Consider the following 23,557-nt stretch of genomic DNA (forward strand, 5'->3'; position numbering starts at 1 on the left):
GACCTGGCCGTTCCCCACACCCTGCAGTTCATGTACGGCGCCCCTGAGTACGGCGGCAACCGTGATCTGGTCGGGTGGACCACGACCGACTTCGAGGGTGACGTCCAGCCGCGCGGCTACACCGACGAGCAGGTGACCGACCCGGAGCCCTCCCCGCCCACCGACCTGGCCGAGGACCTGCTCGGCTCTCCGCTGATGGCCATGGGCTCACCCGAGCTGGTGCACGGTGTGCTCGCGGTGGCCGGCGACCGGTGGTCGGGCCTCCAGGCGGCACTCCGGCCCCTGGCCGAGCCGGCCCCCGACGTACAGGCCCGGCTCGACGCACTCCTGCGCCGGTCCGAGGCGCTGGTCGCGGAGCGGCAGGCAGGGTCATGAGCGAGGCAGTCGTCATCGGCTCCGGCGCCGCCGGCAGCGTGGCCGCCTGGGAGCTCGCCCGCCGTGGTTGGGACGTGACCGTGCTCGAGCGCGGCCGCAACCTGCGCCCCGGGCTGGGCAGGCGTCCCAGCGGCGACCTGGACACCCTCTACGGCTCCGACGAGATCAAGGGACAGCGCCAGTTCGGCTTCCCCGACCCGCTGCTCGAGCCGTACACCACCCGCACCCAGGCCGAGGCGCAGCAGGGCGTCGCGCGGTCCGCGACCGGGGCGCTCGGCCAGCTCGGCGCGGCGGTCGGCGGCACCACGCTCCACTACAACGCCAAGACGCCGCGGTTCTGGAAGCAGGACTTCACGATGGCCAGCGACCACGGCCCGGTCGACGGAGCCCAGATGGCCGACTGGCCGATCGGCTACGACGACCTGGCGCCGTACTACGACATCGTCGAGCGCACCGTCGGCATCCAGGGCGACCGCTCGGCGATCCCGGCGCGCACCCTCGAGCAGTCGCCACGCCGTCGTGACTTCGTCATGCCACCCAACCCGACCGGTCACGCCGCGTCGCTGCTCGCCGAGGGCGCGGCGGCGATGGGCTTCGAGGCCTACCCCTACCCCGCCGCCGTCAACTCCGAGCCGTACGCCGGACGGCCTGCCTGCAACTCCTGCGGCCTGTGCTCGGGCTTCGGCTGCACGATCAACGCCCGGGGTGACGCGCTGGTCTCCTGGCTCAACCCGGCGCTCCGCACCGGCCGGGTCCGGGTCGTGCCGCGGGCCTACGTCCACCGGATCGAGACCAACCGGCGGGGTGACCGGGCCAGGGCCGTGCACTACCGGAAGCCGGACGGGAGTGCCCACCGGCTGCCCGCCACGACCGTGGTGCTCGCCGGGAGCCCGATCAACACCGCGCGCCTGCTGCTGCTCTCCCGCAGCAGCACCCACCCGGACGGCCTCGGCAACAGGTCGGACCAGGTCGGGCGGAACATGATGTTCCACAACTTCACCCTGGCCGCGGCGTTCTACGACGCCGATATCAAGCCGCTGCGTGCCCAGTCGACGACGCTCCAGGTCGATGACCTCGTGGGGCCGTTCACGGGTCCGGAGGTCACGGCGATGGGCCTGCCCTACCTGACCGGCGGGATCGTGCAGGTCGGGAGCGCGATCCCCGCGGTCGGGGAGGCAATGCTGCTTGCGGGCCTGGTCGGCTACGGCCAACCACTCAAGCAGGCCATGAAGGCCGGCATCCTGCACGCCCGCACCGCCGGTTCGCAGCTGATCCAGCAGGACCTGCCGCAGGCCGACAACCGCGTCGACCTCGACCCCACGGTGAAGGACTACCTCGGGACCCCGTCCGCCCGGATCACCTACAGCCCCCACCAGCACGAGAAGGCCGCCGCGATGATGCTCGGCGCGCGGCTGCTGGCGATGCACCAGCTCGCTCCCGGCTCACGAGCGGCCGCGATCGTGCCCTACCCGATCCTCAGCGACGGCATCACCTACACCGCCCACCTCGCCGGGACGGCCCGGATGGGCACCGACCCCGACACCTCCGTCTGCGGCCCCGACGGCCGGTTGCACGAGGTCGAGGGCGTCTACGTCGCCGACGCCTCGACCTTCCCGACGTTCCCCGGCTTCAACCCGACCCTGACCATCATGGCCAACGCGCTGCGGATCTCCCGCGCGATGCCGTCGTGAGGAGATCCTGATGTGTGAGACCTGCCCGCCGACCCTGACCCGCCGCGGCGTGATCGCCGGCCTCGGCGGTGCCGGCCTCGCGGCCCTGCCGATGCTGCCGGCCGCCGCAGCCGGACGACGGCCGCACCGGGTGCTGGTGTTCAGCCGCACGACCGGCTTCCGCCACGCCTCGATCGAGGTCGGGGTGGAGACCATCAAGCAGCTCGGCGCGGAGCACGGGTTCGCCGTCGTACACACCGAGGACCGGCGGGAGATCAGGGCCGCCAACCTGCGGCGGTTCACCGCCGTGGTCTTCCTCAACACCACCGGCAACGTCCTCGACGACCGCGGGCGGCGCGCCCTGCGCGACTTCGTGGTCTCCGGCGGGGGCTGGGCCGGCGTCCACTCAGCGGCCGACACGGAGTACGACTGGGCGTTCTACACGCGGCTCCTCGCCCGTGGGCGCTTCCTGTGCCACCCGGTCCAGCAGCCGGGTGTGATCGTGCGCGAGGACGCGGACCACATCTCCACCCGGCACCTGCCCGAGCGGTGGCAGATCCCGCTCGAGGAGTTCTACTCCTTCACCGACAACCCGCGGCCCCGCGCGCGGGTGCTGCTGCGCATCGACGAGTCGAGCTACCAGCAGGACCCCAACACCTCGCAGCTCCCGAGCGAGGAGCAGCCCTTCCCGCCCCCCGAGGGGGTCTCAGGGGTGATGGGTGACCACCCGATGTCCTGGCAGCGCCGGGTCGGTGACGGCGTGTCCTGGTACACCGCGCTGGGCCACGAGATCGAGATGTACCTGCTGCCCGAGTACCGACGGCACCTGCTCGGGGGGCTGCTCACCGCGACCCGGCACGGGCGGCGGCACCTGCCTGGCGGTGGCTGAGCAGGGAACCGGCCGACGTCGATCGACGTCGCCCCCCATCCGACGTTCACGACCGGGTTCAGGTCCGCTCTCGGCTCACGGGGTATCGACCCGCCCGCCGCGACCTCCTCGCGCGGTCCTGCTCGCTCGTTCAGGCGTCGTAGTCGAGGACGACCTTCGACGACGTCGGGTGGGACTGGCAGGTGAGCACGTAGCCCCTCTCGATCTCGTCGGGCTCGAGCGCGTAGTTGGCGTCCATCTGGACGGTGCCCTCGACCAGACGCGCCCGGCACGTCCCGCAGACGCCGCCGCGGCAGGCGAAGGGCAGGTCGGAACGGACCCGGAGGCCCGCCTCGAGCACCCCTACGTCGTCGGGTCGCAGCGGGAACTGGGAGGCCCGGCCGTCGAGCCGGATGGTGACGGTCGCGGCGCCGTCGGCGCCGTCGACGAGGGCCGCCATCGGCGCGCGGGGCGCCGGATCAGCGTGGAACAGCTCGGTGTGGATCCGGGTCGCACCCGCGTCGGTCAGCACGCCGCGGAGCTCCTCGACCATCTGCTGGGGCCCGCACAGGAACCAGTCGTCGACTTCCTTGGCCGGGATCATCGCGTCGAGGATCCCCCGCAGGCGGTCGGCGTCGAGGCGACCGGAGAGGAGCTCGACGTCCTGGGTCTCCCGGGAGAGGACGTGGATGATCTGGAACCGTTCGGGGTGGCGGTCCTTGAGGTCGTGCACCTCGTCGAGGAACATCACCGAGCGGCTGGTCCGGTTGGCGTAGACCAGGGTGACGAACGCCCCCGGCTCGCCTTCGAGGATCGCCGCCACGATCGAGAGCACGGGGGTGATGCCCGACCCCGCGGCGATGGCGACGTAGTGCCGCGCGGACGCGGCGTCGAGCTCGGAGGTGAACCGGCCGGCCGGGGTGGACACCTCGAGCTGGTCGCCCACCCGCAGGCGGCCGACGACGTCCTGGCTGAACGCCCCGCCGGGAAGCTGCTTGACCCCGATCCGCAGGACTCCGGACGACGGCGGCGTGCAGATGGAGTAGGAGCGGCGTACGTCGTCGCCGCCGCGGATGTTGAGGTGCTGGCCGTGGGCGAAGGCGTAGTCGGCGCGGAGCTCGTCGGGGACCTCGAACGTGATCGCGACGCTGTCGTCGGTCAGCTCGTCGATGGCGGCGACCGTCAGGTGGTGGAAGGCCGCGTGCTGGGGCGTCATCGTGCCCCTAGAGGGTCTTGAAGTGGTCGAAGGGCTCGCGGCAGGACCGGCACACCCAGAGCGACTTGCACGCCGTCGACCCGAACCGGCTCGACTCCCGGGTGTCGAGGCTGCCGCACTGCGGGCAGCGCACGGAGAGCACCAGCGGGACCGGGCCGTCGGCACGCGGCGCGGGTGGCGCCACGCCGTACGCCGCGAGCTTGTCGCGGCCGGCGTCCGTCATCCAGTCGGTGGTCCACGCCGGGGCGAGCACGAACTCGACGCACACCTGCCGGAACCCCGCCTGCGAGAGCACGTCGACCAGGTCGGCGCGAATCGTCTCCATCGCCGGGCACCCGGAGTAGGTGGGCGTGATCTGCACGTGCACGCGGCCCTGGTCGTCCTCGGTGACGTCGCGCAGGATGCCGAGGTCCTCGATCGTGACGACGGGAAGCTCCGGGTCGAGGACCTGCGCAGCGACGTCCCAGGCGCGGCTGCGGGCCTCGCCACCGGGTCGGTCGAGGAGGTCGCCGCGGTCCGGCCGCCCGGTCACCACGCCGCCTCCGGGTGGGACCGGGTGAGGTGCTGCATCTCGGCCAGGAGGTAGCCCATCGCCTCCGTGTGGAGCCCCCTGCGGCCGCCGCCGACGGCCGGCGACACCTGCGGGACCGTCAGGGTGGCCTCGGCGACGACCGACTCCACCCGGGTCAGTACGGCGTCGCGAAGGGTCGCGGGGTCGACGGCCACGCCGTCGGCGACCAGCTCGGCCGCCACGTGCGAGCCGTCGAAGAGCTCCGCCATCCACGGCCACTCCGCGTCCAGCGCCGCCTGCATGCGGGCGTGGGACTCGTCGGTGCCGTCGCCCAGCCGCACGACCCAGTGCCGGGCGTGGTCGAGGTGGTAGGCCACCTCCTTGACGGCCTTGCCGGCAACCCCCGCCAGCGTCGGGTCGGTGCTGCGCGCGAGGGCGGCGTACAGCTCGACCTGCCAGGCCGAGAAGATCAGCAGGCGCGCCATCGCGACGCCGAAGTCCCGCTGGTCGCGCTCGACCAGCTTGACGTTGCGGAAGTCGCGCTCGTCGCGGAAGTACGCCAGGTGGTCCTCGGTCCGGCCGCTGCCCTCGAGCTGCCCGGCGTAGGCGAGCAGCGAGCGCGCCTGACCGAGCTGGTCGAGGCCGATGTTGGCCATGGCGACGTCCTCCTCCAGCTGCGGCGAGCGGCTGATCCACCAGCTCATCCGCTGGGCGGAGATCAGCGCGTCATCCGCGAGGCCGAGCACGTAGTCGAGGAGCGGGGGGTTCACAGGTGCTCCACTCCCTCGGGGACGTCGTAGAACGTCGGGTGCCGGTAGATCTTGTCGGCGGCAGGGTCGAAGAAGGAGTCGCGCTCGTCGGGCGTGCTCGCCTCGATGTCGGAGGAGCGGACCACCCAGATCGAGACGCCCTCCTGCCGGCGGGTGTAGAGGTCGCGGGCGTTGCGGAGCGCCATCTCGGCGTCCGGGGCGTGCAGCGAGCCGGCGTGCACGTGCGAGAGCCCCCGCCGCGACCGGACGAAGACCTCCCAGAGTGGCCAGTCCTTCATGCCGCACCCACCCCGGAGCACTCGTCCTGCTTCGCCGCGTAGGCCGAGGCGGCCTCCCGGACCCAGGCGCCGTCGTCGTGGGCACCGACCCGGTGGGCCATCCGCTGGGCGTTGCACGGACCGTGGCCCTTGATCACCTCGAACAGCTCGGTGAAGTCGATCTCCCCGAAGTCGTAGTGGCCGCGCTCGTCGTTCCAGGCGATCTCCGGGTCGGGCAGGGTGAGTCCGAGCGCCTCCGCCTGCGGCACCGTCATGTCGACGAAGCGCTGGCGCAGGGCGTCGTTGGAGAACCGCTTGATCCCCCACGCCATCGACTGCGCCGAGTTGGGCGAGTCGTCGTCGGGCGGGCCGAACATCATCAGCGACGGCCACCAGTAGCGGTCGACCGCGTCCTGGGCCATCGCCTTCTGGGCTGCGGTCCCGTGGGACAGGGTGTGCAGGATCTCGAAGCCCTGCCGCTGGTGGAAGGACTCCTCCTTGCAGACCCGGACCATGGCCCGGGCGTAGGGACCGTAGGAGCACCGGCACAGGGGCACCTGGTTGACGATCGCGGCCCCGTCGACCAGCCAGCCGATCGCGCCCACGTCGGCCCAGGTGAGGGTCGGGTAGTTGAAGATCGAGGAGTACTTCTGCCGCCCGGAGTGGAGCTGGTCGAGGAGGTCTGCCCGGTCGGCGCCCAGGGTCTCGGCCGCGGCGTAGAGGTAGAGCCCGTGGCCGGCCTCGTCCTGCACCTTGGCCATCAGGATCGCCTTGCGGCGCAGGCTCGGCGCCCGGCTGATCCAGTTGCCCTCGGGCTGCATGCCGATGATCTCGGAGTGCGCGTGCTGCGCGATCTGGCGGATCAGCGTCTTGCGGTAGCCCTCGGGCATCTCGTCGCGCGGCTCGATCCGACCGTCGTCGGCCAGGAGCCGGGTGAACGCGTCGGGATCGCGGGTCTCGCGAGCGCGCGGGTCACCCTGCTGGTCATGCTGCTCGGGACCGCCGAAGTCGTTGCCGTACACACTGATGAGGGTACCAGCGTTTGTTACAGATTCCCTCAATCAAGACATACGGATGTAACAGGCGGATAGTCCCTCACGACCTGGTCGTCACGGTCGGCGTGTCGACAGCCGCCTCGTTCGGGACTATCCCCGTGGGGGAGGATGCGGGCATGAGCCGACCCTCAGCAGACGTCTCGGTCCGGGTCGCCTGGCCCGACGACGCCGACGCCATCGCCGCCCTCCAGGCCCGGGCGTGGCGGACGTCGTACGACGGCGTACTGCCGCCCGAGGCACTGGAGATCGACCCGACCCAGGCAGCCGAGCTGTGGCGGACCAACCTGGCTCGGCCGCGGGACGCCCGCACCAGGGTCCTGGTGGCGCTGGAGCGCAACCGCGTCGTCGGCTTCGCGATCACCACTCCGGCCACCGATCCCGACTGCGACCCGGCGGTGGACGCCGAGCTGATGGAGCTCACCGTCGAGCCGGTCGAGCGTGGTCGCGGACACGGCTCACGGCTCGTGCAGGCGGCCGTCGAGACGATGGCGGCGGACAAGTTCACCCGGGCGGTCCTGTGGGCCGTCGCCACCGACGAGTCGCTGCGGGAGTTCCTGACCGGTGCGGGCTGGGCGCCCGACACCGCCCACCGCGAGCTGGACCTCGAGGGTGACGGCGCCACCCTGGTCAAGCAGATCAGGCTGCACACCGACGTCGCGCCGGCCTCTTGATTTCGGAGACGGGAGCGGGACGATGGGGGCCGGATTGCGCGCAGCCTCGAGCAGCGGGGCCGGCCAGGGCAACCAGGGGGGGTCAGCGTGTTCGGTCCACTGCCGCGGATGTACCGGATCCTCGTGATCGCCGGTGCCCTCCTGCTCTCCGTCGCCGGCGGCGCCTGGCTGGCGCACCACCTGCCGATCCCGCTGCCCTTCCGCGGCCTGCTCGTCGGCGCGGCGCTCGGGTGGCTCCTCGCCTACCTCCTGATCCACGACTTCTCGGCCGGGCGCCAGGCGCGTCCGCTGAGGGCGTCGAGGCGCCGCTGAACCGGGTAGTCCTCCCGGGGGCGCCCGCATGAGCGAGCCCGCCCTTGATCCGCGGGAGCGCAGCCGCATCGTCCGGGACGGCCTGGGGGTCGGCATCGCGACCGGCACCTACGGCATCTCCTTCGGTGCGGTGGCGGTCGGCGCCGGGCTCTCGGTCGCCCAGACCTGCGCGCTGTCACTGATCATGTTCACCGGAGCCAGCCAGTTCGCGCTGGTCGGAGTGCTCGCGGCCGGGGGGACTCCCCTCTCCGGGGCACTGACCGCGATCCTCCTGGGCACCCGCAACACGCTCTACGGCCTGCGCCTCGCCCCGCTCCTCGACTGGTCCGGTGCCCGCCGGGCCGCCGGCGCCCACCTGGTGATCGACGAGTCCACGGCGATGTCGGTCACCCGGACCTCGACTCCGGCCGCCCGCGTCGGCTTCGTGTCGACCGGCGTCACCATCTTCATCCTCTGGAACGCAGCCACCCTGATCGGCGCCCTCGGCGGCCGGGCGCTCGGAGACCCGCGGACCTACGGTCTGGACGCCGCGGTCGGCGCCGCGTTCCTCGCCCTGCTCTGGCCCCGGTTGCACAACCGCCGCAACCGGGTGACGGCCCTCGCCGCCGCCGGGGTCGCCCTCAGCCTCGTCCCGGTCACGGCCGCGGGCGTGCCCGTTCTCGCCTCGGCCGGGGTCGCGCTGCTGATCGGGGCGCTGTGGCCGGGCCCGGACGAGACGGAGTGGCCGGAGGTCGACCGATGATCTGGTGGGCAGTGCTGGGAGCGGGCGTGGCCTGCTACCTCCTCAAGCTCGCCGGCCTCTCGGTCCCGGCGCGGGTCCTGGAACATCCCGTCGTGGAGCGGATCGCCGACCTGATCCCGGTGGCGCTGCTGGCCGCCCTGGTGGCCGTGCAGGTGTTCGCGTCCGGACCGGCCCTGGTCCTGGACGCGCGCGCTGTCGGCCTCGGTGCGGCCATCCTGCTCCTCATGGCCCGCGCGCCGTTCCTCGTGGTGGTGTTCGGCGCGGCCCTGGTCGCCGCCCTGGTCCGGCTGGTGTGAACGCCCGGCCGCTCAGTCCAGGTCGAGGAAGGCCTCGAGCCCGACCGTGAGCCCGGGGTGGGAGCCGATCGCCCGGACCCCGGCCAGCACCCCGGGCGTGAACGACGCCCGGTCCAGCGAGTCGTGACGGATGGTGAGGGTCTCCCCCAGCCCGCCGAGGACCACCTCCTGGTGGGCGACCAGTCCCCGGATCCTGAGGCCGTGCACCCGGATCCCGTCGACGTCGGCGCCCCGGGCGCCGTCCAGGGCGGTCGAGGTCGCGTCGGGGATCGGCCCGGCTCCGGCCTCACGGCGAGCCGCGGCGATCAGCTGCGCCGTACGACGCGCTGTGCCGGACGGGGCGTCCGCCTTGTCGGGATGGTGGAGCTCGACGACCTCCACGGACTCGTAGAACGGGGCCGCGGTCGCAGCGAAGCGCATCATCAGGATCGCGCCGATGGAGAAGTTCGGCGCGATGAGGACCCCCACGCCGGGGGCATCCTCGAGCCAGCGCCGGAGCGTCTCCAGCCGGTCGTCGTCGAAGCCGGTGGTGCCGACCACCGCGTGGATCCCGTGGTCGAGGCAGAACTCCAGGTTGTCCATCACCACGTCGGGATGGGTGAAGTCGACGACGACCTCGGCGCCGGCCGTGACCAGCTCGTCCAGGTCGTCGTCGGCGTCGATGCGCGCCACCAGCTCGGTGTCCCCGGCCGCCTCGACGGCCCGGCATACCTCCGAGCCGACCTTGCCGAGCGCCCCCACGACACCCACCCTGATCGCCTCGGTCACGTGGTCGACCCTAGGCCATCCGGGCCCACGACGACTCCGACGGTGCCGGCCAAGATCGACGTCTGGCAGGCTGGTCCCATGCGGGTTCAGACGATTCCGGCGCGGATCCGGTGGGCCGTCGACATCATGGACGTCGGCCCGGCCGACAACATCCTGGAGATCGGCTGCGGGCCGGGCGCGGGGGCAGAGCTGATCTGCCAGCGACTCGAGAGCGGGAAGCTGTTCGCCATCGACCGCTCCGAGTCGGGCGTCGACCGGACCAAGCGACGGTGTCGCAAGTACGTCGAGTCCGGGCGCCTGACCGTCCGCCAGATCGACCTGGCCACGCTGCGGGTGCCGGTCCGGCGGCTGAACAAGGTGTTCGCGTTCAACGTCAACCTGTTCTGGGTCAGGTCATGCACCGACGAGGTGGCCCTGCTCCACGAGCGGGTGCTCCCAGGCGGCGCGGTCTACCTCTTCTACGACGCCAACCGTCCGGAGATGGTCCCCAACATCGTCGAGAAGGCCTCCGCGGCGCTGACCGCCGGCGGCTTCCGGATCTCCGTCGTGGACCAGAAGGCCCCCTCGGTCGTCGGCATCATCGGCAAGCGGTGACCCCCCTCCCGTTGAAATCGGGATTCCCGTCCTTCGAGTTGGGAAAAGACGTCACCGCGCGGACCACGTGACGACACGAATCCCCGACTCAACGCGCGGGAATCCCCGACTCAACGATCAGGAGGGGCCGACGATGGCGAGGATCTCGGGCTGGGAGAAGAGCGCCGCGGCGATCGCGCGTGCGTCGTCGAGGGTGACGGCGTCGACCCTGGCGATCACCTCGTCGATGCTCAGCAGCTCGTCGTAGACCAGCTCCGCCTTGCCCAGCCGCGACATCCGTGCGCCCGAGTCCTCGAGGCCCAGCACCAGCCCGCCCTTGAGCTGACCCTTGCCCCGGTCCAGCTCCTCCTGGGAGATGCCGTCGGCAGCGATCTTGGCGAGCTCCGCCCGGACCGTCGCCAGCACGTCGTCGAGCTTGCCCGGCAGGCAGCCCACGGACACCCCGACCAGGCCCGCGTCGGCGTGGTGGCTGGCGAACGAGAACACCGAGTAGGCGAGGCCGCGCCGCTCCCGGATCTCCTGGAAGAGCCGGGACGACGTGCCTCCGCCGAGCGCCGTGTTGAGGACGCCCAGCGCGAACCGTCGGTCGTCGGTGCGGGTCAGGCCGTTGACCCCGAGCACGAGGTTGACCTGCTCGAGCGGCCGGCGGGCGCTCACGGTGCCGGGCCGGACGCGGCGGGCCTGCTCCTCGGCTCGCGGCCGGGCGGGAGCCTCCTCGCCGGACAGGAAGTCGTTGCGGGAGAAGGCCCGTCGTACCTGCCGGACGAGGCTGGCGTGGTCGACGGCCCCCGCGACCGCGACCACCATGGTCGCCGGTCGGTAGTGGCGCCGGTAGAAGCGCCGCACCTGGGCGGTGCTGAGTGCGCCGATCGAGTCGGCCGTGCCCGCGATCGGGCGACCGAGCGGACCCTCTCCCCACGCCTGGGCGGCGAACAGGTTGTGCACCACGTCGTCGGGATCGTCGTCGTGCATGGCGATCTCGTCGAGGATCACGTCCCGCTCGGCCTCGACGTCGTCGGCCGAGATCAGCGAGTCGGTGACCATGTCCCCGAGTACGTCGACCGCGAGCGGCAGGTCGTTCTCGAGCACGCGCGCGTGGAAACAGGTGTACTCCTTGGCGGTGAAGGCGTTGAACTCGCCGCCCACCGAGTCCAGGGCCACCGAGATGTCCATGGCCGACCGCGACCCGGTGCCACGGAAGAGCAGGTGTTCGAGGAAGTGGGAGCAGCCGTGCAGCGAGGGCGTCTCGTCGCGGGATCCCACCCCGACCCAGACCCCGACGCTGGCCGACCGGACGCCGGCCATCTGCTCGCTGATCACCCGCAGCCCGCCGGGCAGCACGGTGCGCCGGACCCGCGAGGTCACCTGGCCGTCGTCGTCGCGGACCGTCTCGAGGGTTCGCGTGGTTCCGACCTTCTGCGGCACCGACAGCCGTCCCGAAGACGCTGACCCGCCCGGGTTTCGAGACGGTTGCTGCGCAACCTCCTCAACCACCGACAAGCGGGTCAGCGTCGAGGGGTCGGTCACTCCTGGTCCGAGTCCTCGGCGTCGTCGGAGGAGCTGTCCTCGTCGACGACCGGAACCAGGGAGAGCTTGCCGCGGTCGTCGATCTCGGCGATCTGGACCTGGAGCTTCTGGCCCACGGAGACGACGTCCTCGACGGCCTCGACGCGCTTGCCGCCGGCCAGGGGGCGCAGCTTGCTGATGTGCAGCAGGCCGTCCTTGCCCGGGAGCAGCGACACGAAGGCGCCGAAGTTCGTCGTCTTCACCACGGTGCCGAGGTAGCGCTCGCCGACCTCGGGCATGGTCGGGTTGGCGATCGCGTTGACCGCGGCCCGGGCCGCCTCGGCGGCCTCGCCGTTGGTGGCACCGATGTAGACGGTGCCGTCGTCCTCGATCGACAGCGTGGCGCCGGTGTCGTCCTGGATCTGGTTGATCACCTTGCCCTTGGGCCCGATGACCTCGCCGATCTTGTCGACCGGCACGCGGACACTGATGATGCGCGGAGCGTGGACCGACATCTCCTCCGGCTCGTCGATGGCCTCGGCCATGACGTCGAGGATGGCCATCCGCGCGTCCTTGGCCTGATCGAGAGCCGCGGCCAGGACCTCGGCCGGGATGCCGTCGAGCTTGGTGTCGAGCTGGAGCGCCGTGACGAACTCACGGGTACCGGCGACCTTGAAGTCCATGTCGCCGAAGGCGTCCTCGGCGCCGAGGATGTCGGTGAGGGCGACGTACTGCGTCTCACCGTCGACCTCGCCCGAGATCAGCCCCATGGCGATGCCCGCGACGGCCGCCCGCAGCGGCACGCCGGCCTGGAGGAGCGACAGCGTGGAGGCGCACACCGAGCCCATGGAGGTGGAGCCGTTGGACCCCATGGCCTCCGAGAGCTGCCGGATCGCGTAGGGGAACTCCTCGCGGGTCGGCAGCACCGGCAGCAGCGCCCGGCGGGCCAGGGCACCGTGGCCGACCTCGCGGCGCTTCGGCGAGCCCACCCGGCCGGTCTCACCGGTGGAGAACGGCGGGAAGACGTACTTGTGCATGTAGCGCCGGGTCTTCTCCGGGGAGAGCGTGTCGAGCTTCTGCTCGAGAGTGAGCATGTTGAGCGTGCTCACGCCGAGGATCTGGGTCTCGCCGCGCTCGAACAGGGCCGATCCGTGGACCCTCGGGATCACGCCGACCTCGGCGTGCAGGGGACGGATGTCAGCGAGGCCACGGCCGTCGATACGGACCTTGTCGCGCAGGACCCGCTCACGGACGAGCTGCTTGTTGAGCGCCCGGAACGCGGCGCCTATCTCCTTCTCGCGGTCCTCGAACTGGCCGGCGAGCTGGTCGAGCAGCGAGGCCTTGATCTCGTCGAGCTTCTCCTCGCGCTCCTGCTTGCCGGCGATGGTCAGCGCCTCGGCCGTCGGCGCCTTCACGGCGGCCTCGACCGCGTCGTAGACGTCGTCCTCGAAGTCGAGGAAGACCGGGAACTCCTGAACCGGCTTGGCGGCCTGCTTGGCCAGCTCGACCTGCGCCTCGACCAGCTGCTTGATGAACGGCTTGGCGGCGTCGAGGCCGCTGGCCACGACACTCTCGGTCGGGGCCTGGGTGCCCGACTGGACGAGGTCCCAGGTCTGCTCGGTGGCCTCGGCCTCGACCATCATGATGGCGACGTCGCCGGTCTCGGTGACGCGGCCCGCGACCACCATGTCGAAGACCGCGCTCTCGAGCTGGCTGTGGGTCGGGAACGCCACCCACTGGCCCTCGATGAAGGCGACCCGGACACCGCCGACCGGGCCGGAGAACGGCAGGCCGGAGAGCTGGGTGGAGAGCGAGGCGGCGTTGATCGCGAGCACGTCGTACGGCGTGTCGGGGTCGAGCGCCATGACCGTGATGACGACCTGGACCTCGTTGCGCAGGCCCTTCTTGAAGGTGGGGCGCAGCGGGCGGTCGATCAGCCGGCAGGTGAGGATGGCGTCCTCACCCGGGCGACCCTCGCTGCGGAAGAACGAGCCGGGGATCTGGCCCGCGGCGTACATCCGCTCCTCGACGTCGATCGTCAGGGGGAAGAAGTCGAAGTGGTCCTTGGGGTGCTTGCCGGCCGTGGTCGCCGAGAGCAGCATCGTCTCGTCGTCCAGGTAGGCGGTGACGGAGCCAGCCGCCTGCCGGGCAAGCAGCCCGGTCTCGAACTTGACGGTGCGCTGGCCGAACTTGCCGTTGTCGAGAACTGTCTCGACGGCAGAAATGGTGGGTTCCACTGCATGTGCTTTCTGTTCGCGGAGCGATCATCGCGAATAACCCGCGTACCCGATGTGGGTGTGGGTGCCGGTCTTCGATCGAGGCCCGCGGTGCTGCCCGACGCGGCCGGGCAGACCTGCCTGGCGATCCGGACGGTGCTCCAGCCGGAGCACACCGAGAGCCACTACCGAGGACCGGGCCGACGATTCGCGGATCGCTCCTGGTGATGTGTGTGTTCTGTTGTGAAATGTAGCCAGGGCCCACGGGAGTGGGCCCTGGTGAGGTCAGCGGCGCAGGCCGAGGCGCTCGACGATCGAGCGGTAGCGCTCGATGTCCGTCTTCTGCAGGTAGTTGAGAAGACGACGGCGCTGGCCCACCAGCAGCAGCAGGCCGCGACGGCTGTGGTGGTCGTGCTTGTGCTGCTTGAGGTGCTCGGTGAGGTGGCTGATCCGGTGGCTCAGCAGGGCCACCTGCACCTCCGGCGAGCCGGTGTCGCCCTCGGTCGTGGCGTACTTGGCGATGATCTGCTTCTTGGTCTCCGCGTCGGTACCGATCGACATGCGGGGCTCCCTTCCGGCCCGGTATGGGCTCTGCTCGTTGCGCGGCGCGCCGGGGCCTGTCCACCCGGGCACTCTGGTTCCGCGGCCGTTCTGACGGCGGTCCTACGTGTGTCACCCGAACCGGCCAGGCCGTGGCGGGCAACCGGACGAGACTATCAGCGGCCACCGGCCGCGCCCAAAACCTGCTGGCCGCGGCCGGGGCGCGCTCAGACGGCCGGGGGCGGCGGGTCCTGCTCGGTACGACGCTCGGCGACCGACTGGGAGCCGTCCTGGTGGGTCGTGGTCGCCACCGTGCGGTGGGTCCGGCCGCGGTTGGTCTGGATCGCGGTCAGGACGATCACCAGCACGCCCGCGATCGCGAGGATCCACCCGACCATGGTCAGGTCGACGGCGTCGAGCATGTCCTGGACGGCCAACGCGAGGATGAGTCCGAGGGCGAGCAGAAAGACGCCGAGTCCGTATCCCATGTGTGTTCCCTTCTGAAGATCCTGTCAGAGGCCGCCGCACGGCGGGCGACCCTCGCTTCGAGGCTACCCGCAAGACGCCGGCTCGATGGACGCCGCCCTGTGCCACACTGCCCCAATGTCCACCCACCTCGGCGTGTGCAACCTGTGCGAGGCGATCTGCGGCCTCGAGCTGACGATCGAGAAGGGGCGGGTCACCTCGATCCGCGGCAACGACACCGATCCCCTCTCTCGCGGCTACATCTGCCCCAAGGGCGTGTCCCTCGCCGACGTGCTCGACGACCAGGACCGGCTCCGGCGACCGGTCCGCCGCGTGGGCGGCGACTGGGTCGAGATCGGGTGGGACGAGGCGTTCGACCTCGTGGCCGACGGTCTGGCCGAGGCGATCAACCGGCACGGAGGTGACGCCCTCGGCGTCTACCTCGGCAACCCGACGGTCCACAGCCTCGGATCCTTGACGCACGGCCTCGCCATGGTCAGGTCGCTGCGCACCCGGAACCTGTTCAGCGCCACCTCGGTCGACCAGCTCCCGCACCAGCTGGTCGCCCACCTGATGTACGGCCACCAGCTGCTGCTGCCGATCCCCGACCTCGACCGGACGTCGTACTTCCTCGTGTTCGGCGCGAACCCGATGGCGTCCAACGGCTCGCTGATGACCGTGCCCGACTTCCCGAACCGGCTGCGCTCGCTGAAGGAGCGCGACGGCCGGATGGTCGTCTTCGACCCACGCCGCACCGAGACCGCGAAGGTCGCCTCGGAGCACCACTTCATCCGCCCCGGGACCGACGTGTACGTCCTGCTGGCGATGCTGCACGTGCTGTTCGACGAGGGCCTGGCGAGTGCGGCGGAGTACGTCGACGGCCTCGACGACGTGCGCGCGGCGGTGGCCGCGTTTGACCCCGAGCGGGCCGAACGGGCCAGCGGGGTCCCCGCCGACGAGATCCGCCGCATCGCTCGCGAGTACGCCGTTGCCGACGGCGCGGCCGCCTACAGCCGCATGGGCGTCTCGACCAACGAGCACGGCACGGTCGCCCAGTGGGCGGTGCAACTGCTCAACCTGGTCACCGGCAACCTCGACCGGGAGGGCGGCACCCTGTTCACCTCCCCCGCGATCGACACCGTCGGACGCGGCCTGATCGGCAAGGGACACCACGACGCGTGGCGCAGCCGGGTCCGCGGGCTCCCCGAGACCGCCGGCGAGCTCCCGGTCGCCGCGCTCCGTGAGGAGATCGAGACCCCCGGCGAGGGCCAGATCCGGGCGCTGCTCACGATGTCGGGCAACCCGGTGCTCTCGACGCCGGACGGCGCGGGGCTGGGCCGGGCCATGGAAGGGCTGGACTTCATGGCCGCCGTGGACATCTACGTCAACGAGACCACGCGTCACGCCGACGTGATCCTGCCGCCGACGACCGCGCTGGAGCGGGACCACTACGACCTCGTCTTCCACACCCTCGCGGTGCGCAACACCGCACGGTTCACCCCGGCCGTCTTCGACAAGGACCGCAGCCAACGGCACGACTGGGAGATCTACCGCGAGGTGACGCTGCGGCTGATGAAGCGGCTGAAACGCAAGCCCCCGTTGAAGAAGCGGCTCGTGACCCGGGCCCGGCTGATGACCAGCCCGACGTTCCAGGTGGCGCAGCTGCTCCGCACCGACAAGGCCGGCGTCACGATCTCCCAGCTGCGCAAGAACCCCGCCGGTATGGACCTCGGCCCGCTCCGGGCGGGTCTGCTACCCGAGCGACTGTTCACGGAGTCGAAGCGGGTCGACGCCGCCCCGGACCTGGTGCTCGCGGCCCTGGCCAGGCTGGACCGGATCGAGATCGAGCCGCGGGACGGGGAACTGGTCCTGATCGGCCGCCGCCACCAGCGCGACAACAACTCGTGGATGCACAACACCGAGCGGCTCACCCGCGGCAAGCCTCGACACCAGCTCTTGATGCACCCCGACGACCTCGCCAACCGCGGGATCAGCGACGGGAACCGGGTCACCGTGACCTCCAGGGTCGGCTCGGTGCAGGTCGAGGTCCAGGCCGCCGAGGACATGATGCCCGGGGTGGTCTCACTCCCCCACGGCTACGGCCACCCGGTCGACGGCACGGGCATGAGCCGCGCCGCCAAGGTTCCGGGGGTCTCGATCAACGACCTGACCGACCCCGAGCGGCTCGACGTGTCCGGCAACGCCGCGCTGAACGGCGTACCGGTCGAGGTGACGCCCGCCTGACCCCTCGCCGCTGCAACGGCATGGCAGAGCAGGGAACGGCGTGCTACCCGCGGCTGGAGCGGGCACGCAGGGCGAGGTAGACCGCCCGTACGCCGACCGCCCGCTCCAGCTCGTCGGTCACACCGGCGAAGAACTGGTCGCGGTAGGTCTGGTCGGTCACCGCGGAGACGGTGAAGTAGAGCCCGCTGAACGACGCGAGGAACAACGACACCTTCACGAGCTGGGTGGACACGCTCTCGAGATGGGGGAAGCTGCGGATGCCGTCGCCGAGACCGGTCCAGGATCCCTGGACCTCCTCGGGCATGATCAGCGACCCGAACAGCAGGAAGAAGACGAACACCGCTGCGACCAGCACCAGCACCTGCGTGGCCTGGATGATCAGCAGCGCCGTGATGAGGTTCCAGCGCTCGTAGCCGGTGACCTCGGCGTACGCCGCCGGGTCGGCGTCGGGATCGCCGATCAGGTCGGCGCAGGGCTTCTCCAGCGGCGTCCCGCGGCAGGCACGGGTGAGGACGGCGTCGTCGACGGCGTCGTCGGCCTGGTCGACCTCCTCGGGCAGCCGGACCAGCAGGAACATCACGCCTAGTCCCAGGAGCAGCAGGACCGCCAGCCACAGCCGTCCGAACGGCAGCTGCGAGGTCATCTCCCACGCCTCGGCGTTGATGAAGAGGAACGTCACGAACACCAGCAGCAGGGGCAGCGCCCGGGAGGCCGTGGACAGCAGCAACCGCAGGCTGGAGAAGGTCCGTCCCAGTGCCCAGCCCAGGATCGGGCGGGCGCGCAGGGCGGTCGAGGCGTAGACCAGCCCGGCCAGGAAGGCGAGCGTGAGCCACAGGGCGGGCGCGGCGCTCACCTGGTCGGAGAACCAGCCGAGCAGCCCGCCCAGTGCCGCCGCGACCAGCGCCACGAGGACCAGGAGGGGGATCGCGCGGCGCGGACGGAGCGCTGCCCGCGCTGCGGCCCGCTCCTCCGGCACGAAGTAGGGCAGCCCGTGCTGGACGAACCACGTCTCCGTCGCGACCAGGGGGTCGCTGCTGGTCTGCTTCACGCGCGGCCTCCCCCGGGGACGTCGAGCACGCGGCGGGCCTGCTCGACGTCCTCGTGCATCTGGGCCACCAGCTGGTCGACCGACTCGAACGCCGTCATGCCGCGCAGCCTGTCCACGAACTCGACCTCGACCTCGACGCCGTACAGCTCGAGGTCGTCCCGGTCGAGCACGTAGCTCTCGACCCGGCTCTCACGGTGGCCGTCGAAGGTGGGGTTGGTGCCGACGCTGATCGCGGCAGGGAACGACTCGCCGGTGTCGAGCCGGCGCAGCCGTCCGGCGTAGACGCCGTCACCGGGGGTGGCCGTCACGCCGGAGGCCGGCACGTTGGCGGTCGGGAAGCCGAGCTGCCGGCCGCGCTTGTCGCCCTCGACGACGACTCCCCTCACGGCGAAGGGGCGACCCAGCGCCTCCGCGGCGCCGGCGACGTCCCCGGTGGCCAGGCAGGTGCGCACGTACGTCGACGACCAGACCTGGGGGCCGCCGTCGAGCGCGATCCCCTCGGCGACGAAGCCACGGGACTCCCCCGCCTCGCGGAGGGTGGCGACATCACCGGAGGCGCGGTGCCCGAACCGGAAGTTGGCGCCGACCACGACCGCGCGCGCGTGCAGTGCCTCGACCAGGATCCGGTCGACGAACTCCTCGGGCGACCAGCCGGCGATCTGGCGATCGAACGCCAGCGCGAAGACGCCGTCCACGCCCGCGTCGCCCAGGAGCCGGGCTCGTTCCTCGACGGTCGTCAGCGGCGACGGCGCGTGCTCGGGACGCAGCACGGCCATCGGGTGGGGGTCGAAGGTCACCGCGACCAGCGCCAGTCCGTCGGCATCGGCGATCTCGCGGGCGCGGGCGACGACGTGCTGGTGGCCGAGGTGGACGCCGTCGAAGTTGCCGATGACGACGGCCGAGCTGCCCAGGTCAGCGGGCACGTCGTCGAGGGCTCGCCAGATCGGCACGGACGAGAGCCTACTGATCTGGCGACCTCCGCCCGGCAGCGAGAGGTCCCGCGCCTCGACCACGGCGTCGGGGTTGAGGGGTCCGTAGATGTGGGGGAAGGGCCGGTCCGAGCCGGGTACGTCGTCCTCGCGGACCGGAGCGGTGAGCCGGTCGGTGTCGATGACGAGCAGCACCAGCGGTGCCGTGGTGTCGGCGTAGAAGTCGCGACGGACCTGCTGCCACTGGTCCTCGTGGGAGCAGTGGATGAAGCCTTCCTCGGCGAGGCTGCGTCCCAGTGTGGACGTCGTGTAGCTGCCGGTCTCGAGGGCCGCCGCCCACTCGGCCGCGACGGCGACATGGAAGATGCGCATCAGACGAACACCGCCACGGCCCGGCACGTTCCGCGGCTGGGCTCGTAGAGCGCCAGGAACTCGCCGTCGGGCGCGAAGAGGGCGGTGAGCCCGTCGAGCTCCGCGTCGATCTGGCGGCCGTGCCGGACGTCACCGGCCTGGGCGACGCCGAGGTCCCGGCTCGGGAAGCTCGCCCGCGCCGCGTCCGCGATCGGCAGCATCGTGAGCTCGTCGGCCAGCTGCTCGAGCGTGCGGGCGTCGTCGAGCGCGAACGGCCCGACGGAGGTGCGCCGCAGGGACCCGAGATGTCCGCCCACGCCGAGCTCGGCGCCGACGTCGCGGGCGATGGCCCGCACGTAGGTGCCGCTCGAGCAGCGCACCGAGATGTCGACCTCGACCAGCTCGCCGACCCGTCGCACCTCGTGGACGTCGAGCGCGTGGATGGTCACCGGCCTCGCGGCGAGCTCCACGTCCTCCCCCGCACGCACTCGCTGATAGGCCCGCCGGCCCTCCACCTTGATCGCGGAGACCGCGGTCGGCACCTGCTCGATGTCACCGACCATGGCGGCCAGTGCCGGCCGGATCCGGGCCTCGTCGAGATCGCCGGTGGGGGCGGTCGAGACGACCTCGCCCTCGGCGTCGTCGGTGGTCGTGGACGCCCCGAGCCGGATCGTGGCGTCGTACCCCTTGGCGGTCAGCGTCAGGTGCCCGAGCAGCCGGGTGGCGCGGTTGACCCCGAGGACGAGCACCCCGGTCGCCATCGGGTCGAGGGTGCCGGCGTGGCCGACCTTGCGGGTCCCGGCCAGCCGGCGGACCCGCGACACCACGTCGTGGGAGGTCACGCCAGCCGGCTTGTCGACGATCACGAGGCCGGAGCCCCCGGTCATGCGTCGTCGTCGCCGAGGTCGTCCGCCTGCACCTCTCGCGGCTTCTTGTACGGGTCCTCCTCGCCGGCGTACGTCGCTCCGCGCGCCGCCGCCGCGGCCTCGTCCAGGGCGCGGGCCCTGGCCAGGACGTCGTCGAGGTGCCGGGCGTTCTCCGGGAGGGCGTCGGGGATGAACTCCAGCGTCGGCGCGTGCCGCATGCCGAGCTGCTTGGCCACCTCCGAGCGCAGCAGGCCCTTGGCCGACTCCAGCGCCGCGGCGGTGCTGGCGAGGTCGTCGTCCTCGCCGTAGACCGTGTAGAAGATCGACGCCTGCTGGGTGTCACCGGTCACCCGGACGTCGGTCACCGTGACGAAGCCCAGGCGCGGGTCCTTGATCCGGCGCTCGAGCATCTCTGCGACGACGACCCGAATCCGGTCGGCGATCTTGCGCACGCGTGGGTTACTCATCTCGTGTTCCTCGTCGTCACGCTGACCCGCGCGAGACTTGTCGACGCGGGCCAGCGTGATTTCTGGTCATGTTCGGGCGGGTGAGGGTGTCAGTCGCGCGGGATCTCGCGCATCTCGAAGCTCTCCACGACATCGCCGATCTTGATGTCCTGGAAGTTCTTGAGCACGAGACCGCACTCGAAGCCCTCGCGGACCTCGCCGGCGTCGTCCTTCTCCCGTCGCAACGAGGCCAGGTCGAGGTTGTCCGCGACGACCGCGCCGTCCCGGAGCAGCCGCGCCTTGGCGTTGCGGCGGATCGTGCCGCTGGTGACCATGCAGCCGGCGATGTTGCCGATCTTGGACGAGCGGAAGATCTCGCGGATCTCCGCCTGACCGAGCGTGGTCTCCTCGAACTCCGGCTTCAGCATGCCCTTGAGGGCCGCCTCGATCTCCTCGATGGCCTGGTAGATGACCGTGTAGTAGCGGATCTCGACGCCCTCGCGGTCGGCCATCTCGGTCGCCTTGCCCTGGGGGCGGACGTTGAACCCGATGATGATCGCGTCGGAGGCGGCGGCCAGGTCGACGTTGGTCTCGGTGATCGCACCGACACCGCGGTCGATGACCCGGATGCCGACCTCGTCGCCCACGTCGATGTTGGACAGCGCGTCCTCGAGCGCCTCGACCGAACCGGACACATCGCCCTTGAGGATCAGGTTGAGCTCCTGGCTCTCGCCCTTCTCCATCGAGGCCATGAAGTCCTCGAGCGTCCGGCGCACCCGCCGCTTGGCCTGCATGGCGGCGCGCTCGCGCGCCTCCCGCTTCTCGGCGATCTGGCGAGCCATCCGGTCGTCCTCGACGACGATCAGGTTCTGACCGGCGCCGGGCACCGCGGTGAGACCGAGCACCATCGCGGGACGCGACGGGTCGGCCTCCTCGATGTTCGCGCCGTTCTCGTCGAGCATCGCCCGCACCCGGCCGTGGGCCGGACCGGCGACGATCGAGTCGCCGACGCGGAGGGTTCCGCGCTGCACGAGGATCGTCGCCACCGGGCCGCGACCGCGGTCGAGGTGGGCCTCGACGACGAGTCCCTGGGCGTCCTGGTGGGGGTTGGCCCGCAGGTCCAGCGACGCGTCCGCGGTGAGTACGACGGCCTCGAGCAGCTTGTCGAGGTTGAGCTCGGACTTCGCCGAGACGTCGACGAACATCGCGTCGCCGCCGTACTCCTCGGGGATCAGGCCGTACTCGGTCAGCTGGCCGCGCACCTTGGTCGGGTCGGCCTCGGGCTTGTCGATCTTGTTGACCGCGACCACGATCGGGACCTCGGCGGCCTTGGCGTGGTTGAGCGCCTCGACCGTCTGCGGCATCACGCCGTCGTCGGCCGCGACCACCAGGATCGCGATGTCGGTCGCCTGCGCACCACGAGCACGCATGGCGGTGAACGCCTCGTGACCCGGGGTGTCGATGAAGGTGATCCGCCGTTCCTCTCCCTCGACCTCGGTGGCCACCTGGTAGGCACCGATGTGCTGGGTGATGCCGCCGGCCTCCTTGTCGACCACGTTGGCGTTGCGCAACGCGTCGAGGAGCTTGGTCTTTCCGTGGTCGACGTGACCCATGACGGTGACCACGGGCGGACGGATGGCCAGGTCGGCCTCGTCGCCCTCGTCCTCGCCGAACTCGAGGTCGAACGACTCGAGCAGCTCACGGTCCTCGTCCTCGGGGGAGACGACCTCGACGACGTAGTTGAGCTCCTCACCGAGCAGCTCGAGGGTCTCGTCGTTGACGGACTCGGTCGCCGTCACCATCTCGCCGAGGCTGAACAGCATCTGCACCAGCGAGGCGGCGTCGACGCCGATCTTCTCGGCGAAGTCGGTGAGGGACGCGCCCCGGGCCAGCCGGACGGTCTCGCCGTTGCCCTTGCGGACCCGCACGCCACCGAGCGTGGGGGCCTCCATCTGCTCGAACTCCTGGCGACGCGCCCGCTTCGACTTCCGGCCGCGACGCGACGGCCCGCCGGGCCGTCCGAACGCACCCTGGGTCTGGCCGCGACCGCCGGGGCGTCCACGTCCGCCAGGGCCGAAGCCACCGCGTGCCGGAGCGCCGCCACCGCGACCGGGGGCACCGCCGCCACCGCGACCGGGGGCACCGCCACCACGGCCGGGGGCACCGCCGCCACGGCCCGGTCCGCCGGCACCACGGCCGCCGGGGCCGGAGCCGAAAGCGGCCGGCGACTTGGGCATCATCGCGGGGTTCGGGCGCGGCATGCCGGGGCGTCCGGGGGCGCCGCCGTCGCGGGCCGCCGGCGGGCGCGGAGCCCGCTGGTCGCCCGGAGGCGCGCCTTCGGTCGGGCGGGGACGACGGCCCATGCCCTGGCTGGTGGCGAAGGGGTTGTTGCCGGGACGCGGCGCGCCCGGGCGGCCGACCGGCCGCGGGGCCGGTGGCTTGGGGGTCGGGGAGGCCGACGCAGCGGCAGCCGGGGCCTCGGGCTCGGCCGGGGGCTCGGGCTCGCTGGTCTCGGCGGGCGCAGGGGCCTCCACGGTCGCCTCGACGGGCTCCGGGGTGGGCTCGGGCGTCGGCTCCGGCGTGGGCTCCGGGCGGGCAGGCTTCGCGCCGGGCGCCTTGGGCTTCGCCGCCGGCTTGGCGGGCGCCTTCTCGGCAGGCTTCTCGGCAGCCTTCTTGGGGGCCGCCTCGGCGGGAGCCGCGGCAGCCGAGCTCTTCAGCTCGTCGCCGTACTCCTTGCGGAACCGCATCTCCGCCGGGAGCTCGACGGTGGAGCTCGCCGACTTGACGAACTCCCCCATCTCCTTGAACTTCTCGAGAACAAACTTGCTCTCGACACCGAAC

The 23,557-nt window shown here is 71.5% G+C and carries 24 protein-coding genes; 9 read left to right on the forward strand and 15 right to left on the reverse strand.

Annotated elements, in window-relative coordinates; genetic code table 11:
- The 3 genes from VFN12_RS06375 to VFN12_RS06385 all read left to right on the forward strand — a co-directional run.
- A partial coding sequence (locus tag VFN12_RS06375) for a hypothetical protein (protein WP_325117777.1) occupies window positions 1-375 on the forward strand: 375 nt, incomplete at its 5' end.
- Window positions 372-2,066 carry a GMC family oxidoreductase gene (locus VFN12_RS06380; RefSeq protein WP_325117778.1) on the forward strand — a complete coding sequence of 565 codons (1,695 nt, stop codon included), beginning with the start codon at window positions 372-374 and terminating at the stop codon, window positions 2,064-2,066. The genes VFN12_RS06375 and VFN12_RS06380, both read left to right, overlap by 4 nt.
- A 10-nt stretch (window positions 2,067-2,076) precedes the next feature.
- Window positions 2,077-2,934 carry a ThuA domain-containing protein gene (locus tag VFN12_RS06385; protein WP_325117779.1) on the forward strand — a complete coding sequence of 286 codons (858 nt, stop codon included), beginning with the start codon at window positions 2,077-2,079 and terminating at the stop codon, window positions 2,932-2,934.
- Between the two features lie 130 nt (window positions 2,935-3,064).
- Here the strand turns inward: VFN12_RS06385 and paaE are convergent, their stop codons facing one another.
- Genes paaE through paaA form a run of 5 tightly spaced genes read right to left on the reverse strand, consistent with a single transcriptional unit; the run spans window position 3,065 to window position 6,689 of the window.
- A complete protein-coding gene (gene paaE, locus VFN12_RS06390; RefSeq protein WP_325117780.1) occupies window positions 3,065-4,129 on the reverse strand; it encodes a 1,2-phenylacetyl-CoA epoxidase subunit PaaE in 1,065 nt (354 codons plus the stop codon).
- A 7-nt stretch (window positions 4,130-4,136) separates the two neighbouring features.
- On the reverse strand, window positions 4,137-4,661 hold the full coding sequence (paaD, locus tag VFN12_RS06395; RefSeq protein WP_325117781.1) for a 1,2-phenylacetyl-CoA epoxidase subunit PaaD: 525 nt from the start codon (window positions 4,659-4,661) through the stop codon (window positions 4,137-4,139).
- The gene (paaC, locus tag VFN12_RS06400) at window positions 4,658-5,410 is read right to left on the reverse strand and encodes a 1,2-phenylacetyl-CoA epoxidase subunit PaaC (protein ID WP_325117782.1); all 753 of its coding nucleotides are present in this window, start codon (window positions 5,408-5,410) and stop codon (window positions 4,658-4,660) included. The genes paaD and paaC overlap by 4 nt, the downstream gene beginning before the upstream one ends.
- Window positions 5,407-5,688, reverse strand: a complete 282-nt coding sequence (paaB, locus tag VFN12_RS06405; protein WP_325117783.1) for a 1,2-phenylacetyl-CoA epoxidase subunit PaaB — start codon at window positions 5,686-5,688, stop codon at window positions 5,407-5,409. The genes paaC and paaB overlap by 4 nt, the downstream gene beginning before the upstream one ends.
- The gene (paaA, locus tag VFN12_RS06410) at window positions 5,685-6,689 is read right to left on the reverse strand and encodes a 1,2-phenylacetyl-CoA epoxidase subunit PaaA (protein ID WP_325117784.1); all 1,005 of its coding nucleotides are present in this window, start codon (window positions 6,687-6,689) and stop codon (window positions 5,685-5,687) included. Before paaA ends, paaB begins: the two co-directional genes overlap by 4 nt.
- Window positions 6,690-6,838: 149 nt before the next feature.
- Here paaA and VFN12_RS06415 point away from each other — a divergent pair, with 149 nt between their 5' ends.
- The 4 genes from VFN12_RS06415 to VFN12_RS06430 all read left to right on the forward strand — a co-directional run bounded on the left by VFN12_RS06415 (window position 6,839) and on the right by VFN12_RS06430 (window position 8,743).
- Window positions 6,839-7,393, forward strand: a complete 555-nt coding sequence (locus VFN12_RS06415; RefSeq protein ID WP_325117785.1) for a GNAT family N-acetyltransferase — start codon at window positions 6,839-6,841, stop codon at window positions 7,391-7,393.
- A gap of 87 nt (window positions 7,394-7,480) precedes the next feature.
- Window positions 7,481-7,705, forward strand: a complete 225-nt coding sequence (locus VFN12_RS06420; RefSeq protein WP_325117786.1) for a hypothetical protein — start codon at window positions 7,481-7,483, stop codon at window positions 7,703-7,705.
- Between the two features lie 28 nt (window positions 7,706-7,733).
- Complete coding sequence (locus VFN12_RS06425; protein WP_325117787.1) at window positions 7,734-8,447, forward strand: AzlC family ABC transporter permease; 714 nt, start codon at window positions 7,734-7,736, stop codon at window positions 8,445-8,447.
- Window positions 8,444-8,743 carry an AzlD domain-containing protein gene (locus tag VFN12_RS06430; RefSeq protein ID WP_325117788.1) on the forward strand — a complete coding sequence of 100 codons (300 nt, stop codon included), beginning with the start codon at window positions 8,444-8,446 and terminating at the stop codon, window positions 8,741-8,743. Before VFN12_RS06425 ends, VFN12_RS06430 begins: the two co-directional genes overlap by 4 nt.
- Before the next feature lie 12 nt (window positions 8,744-8,755).
- On the opposite strand, the gene dapB is transcribed toward VFN12_RS06430, so the two are convergent.
- On the reverse strand, window positions 8,756-9,511 hold the full coding sequence (gene dapB, locus VFN12_RS06435; protein WP_325117789.1) for a 4-hydroxy-tetrahydrodipicolinate reductase: 756 nt from the start codon (window positions 9,509-9,511) through the stop codon (window positions 8,756-8,758).
- A gap of 78 nt (window positions 9,512-9,589) precedes the next feature.
- On the opposite strand from dapB, the gene VFN12_RS06440 reads away from it, so the two are divergent.
- Window positions 9,590-10,105 carry a class I SAM-dependent methyltransferase gene (locus VFN12_RS06440; RefSeq protein WP_325117790.1) on the forward strand — a complete coding sequence of 172 codons (516 nt, stop codon included), beginning with the start codon at window positions 9,590-9,592 and terminating at the stop codon, window positions 10,103-10,105.
- 117 nt (window positions 10,106-10,222) lie between these two features.
- On the opposite strand, the gene VFN12_RS06445 is transcribed toward VFN12_RS06440, so the two are convergent.
- The 4 genes from VFN12_RS06445 to VFN12_RS06460 form a co-directional block, all read right to left on the reverse strand.
- Complete coding sequence (locus VFN12_RS06445) at window positions 10,223-11,530, reverse strand: pitrilysin family protein (RefSeq protein WP_325117791.1); 1,308 nt, start codon at window positions 11,528-11,530, stop codon at window positions 10,223-10,225.
- 98 nt (window positions 11,531-11,628) lie between these two features.
- A complete protein-coding gene (locus VFN12_RS06450) occupies window positions 11,629-13,848 on the reverse strand; it encodes a polyribonucleotide nucleotidyltransferase (RefSeq protein ID WP_325117792.1) in 2,220 nt (739 codons plus the stop codon).
- Window positions 13,849-14,112: 264 nt separating this feature from the next.
- Complete coding sequence (rpsO, locus tag VFN12_RS06455) at window positions 14,113-14,388, reverse strand: 30S ribosomal protein S15 (protein WP_349256023.1); 276 nt, start codon at window positions 14,386-14,388, stop codon at window positions 14,113-14,115.
- Window positions 14,389-14,594: 206 nt separating this feature from the next.
- Window positions 14,595-14,855 (reverse strand): DUF6458 family protein, encoded by a 261-nt coding sequence (locus VFN12_RS06460; RefSeq protein WP_325117793.1) that lies wholly within the window; start codon window positions 14,853-14,855, stop codon window positions 14,595-14,597.
- 115 nt (window positions 14,856-14,970) lie between these two features.
- Here VFN12_RS06460 and VFN12_RS06465 point away from each other — a divergent pair, with 115 nt between their 5' ends.
- Window positions 14,971-17,076: a molybdopterin-dependent oxidoreductase gene (locus tag VFN12_RS06465; RefSeq protein ID WP_325117794.1), complete on the forward strand. Its 2,106-nt coding sequence runs from the start codon at window positions 14,971-14,973 to the stop codon at window positions 17,074-17,076.
- Between the two features lie 43 nt (window positions 17,077-17,119).
- Here the strand turns inward: VFN12_RS06465 and VFN12_RS06470 are convergent, their stop codons facing one another.
- The 5 genes from VFN12_RS06470 to infB all read right to left on the reverse strand — a co-directional run.
- A complete protein-coding gene (locus VFN12_RS06470; protein WP_325117795.1) occupies window positions 17,120-18,124 on the reverse strand; it encodes a hypothetical protein in 1,005 nt (334 codons plus the stop codon).
- Complete coding sequence (locus VFN12_RS06475; protein WP_325117796.1) at window positions 18,121-19,425, reverse strand: bifunctional riboflavin kinase/FAD synthetase; 1,305 nt, start codon at window positions 19,423-19,425, stop codon at window positions 18,121-18,123. Before VFN12_RS06475 ends, VFN12_RS06470 begins: the two co-directional genes overlap by 4 nt.
- The gene (gene truB, locus VFN12_RS06480; protein WP_325117797.1) at window positions 19,425-20,291 is read right to left on the reverse strand and encodes a tRNA pseudouridine(55) synthase TruB; all 867 of its coding nucleotides are present in this window, start codon (window positions 20,289-20,291) and stop codon (window positions 19,425-19,427) included. The genes VFN12_RS06475 and truB overlap by 1 nt, the downstream gene beginning before the upstream one ends.
- The gene (gene rbfA, locus VFN12_RS06485; RefSeq protein ID WP_325117798.1) at window positions 20,288-20,737 is read right to left on the reverse strand and encodes a 30S ribosome-binding factor RbfA; all 450 of its coding nucleotides are present in this window, start codon (window positions 20,735-20,737) and stop codon (window positions 20,288-20,290) included. Before rbfA ends, truB begins: the two co-directional genes overlap by 4 nt.
- Window positions 20,738-20,826: 89 nt before the next feature.
- A partial coding sequence (gene infB / locus VFN12_RS06490; protein WP_325117799.1) for a translation initiation factor IF-2 occupies window positions 20,827-23,557 on the reverse strand: 2,731 nt, incomplete at its 5' end.

Source organism: Nocardioides sp., assembly GCF_035703625.1.
Classification (GTDB): domain Bacteria; phylum Actinomycetota; class Actinomycetes; order Propionibacteriales; family Nocardioidaceae; genus Nocardioides.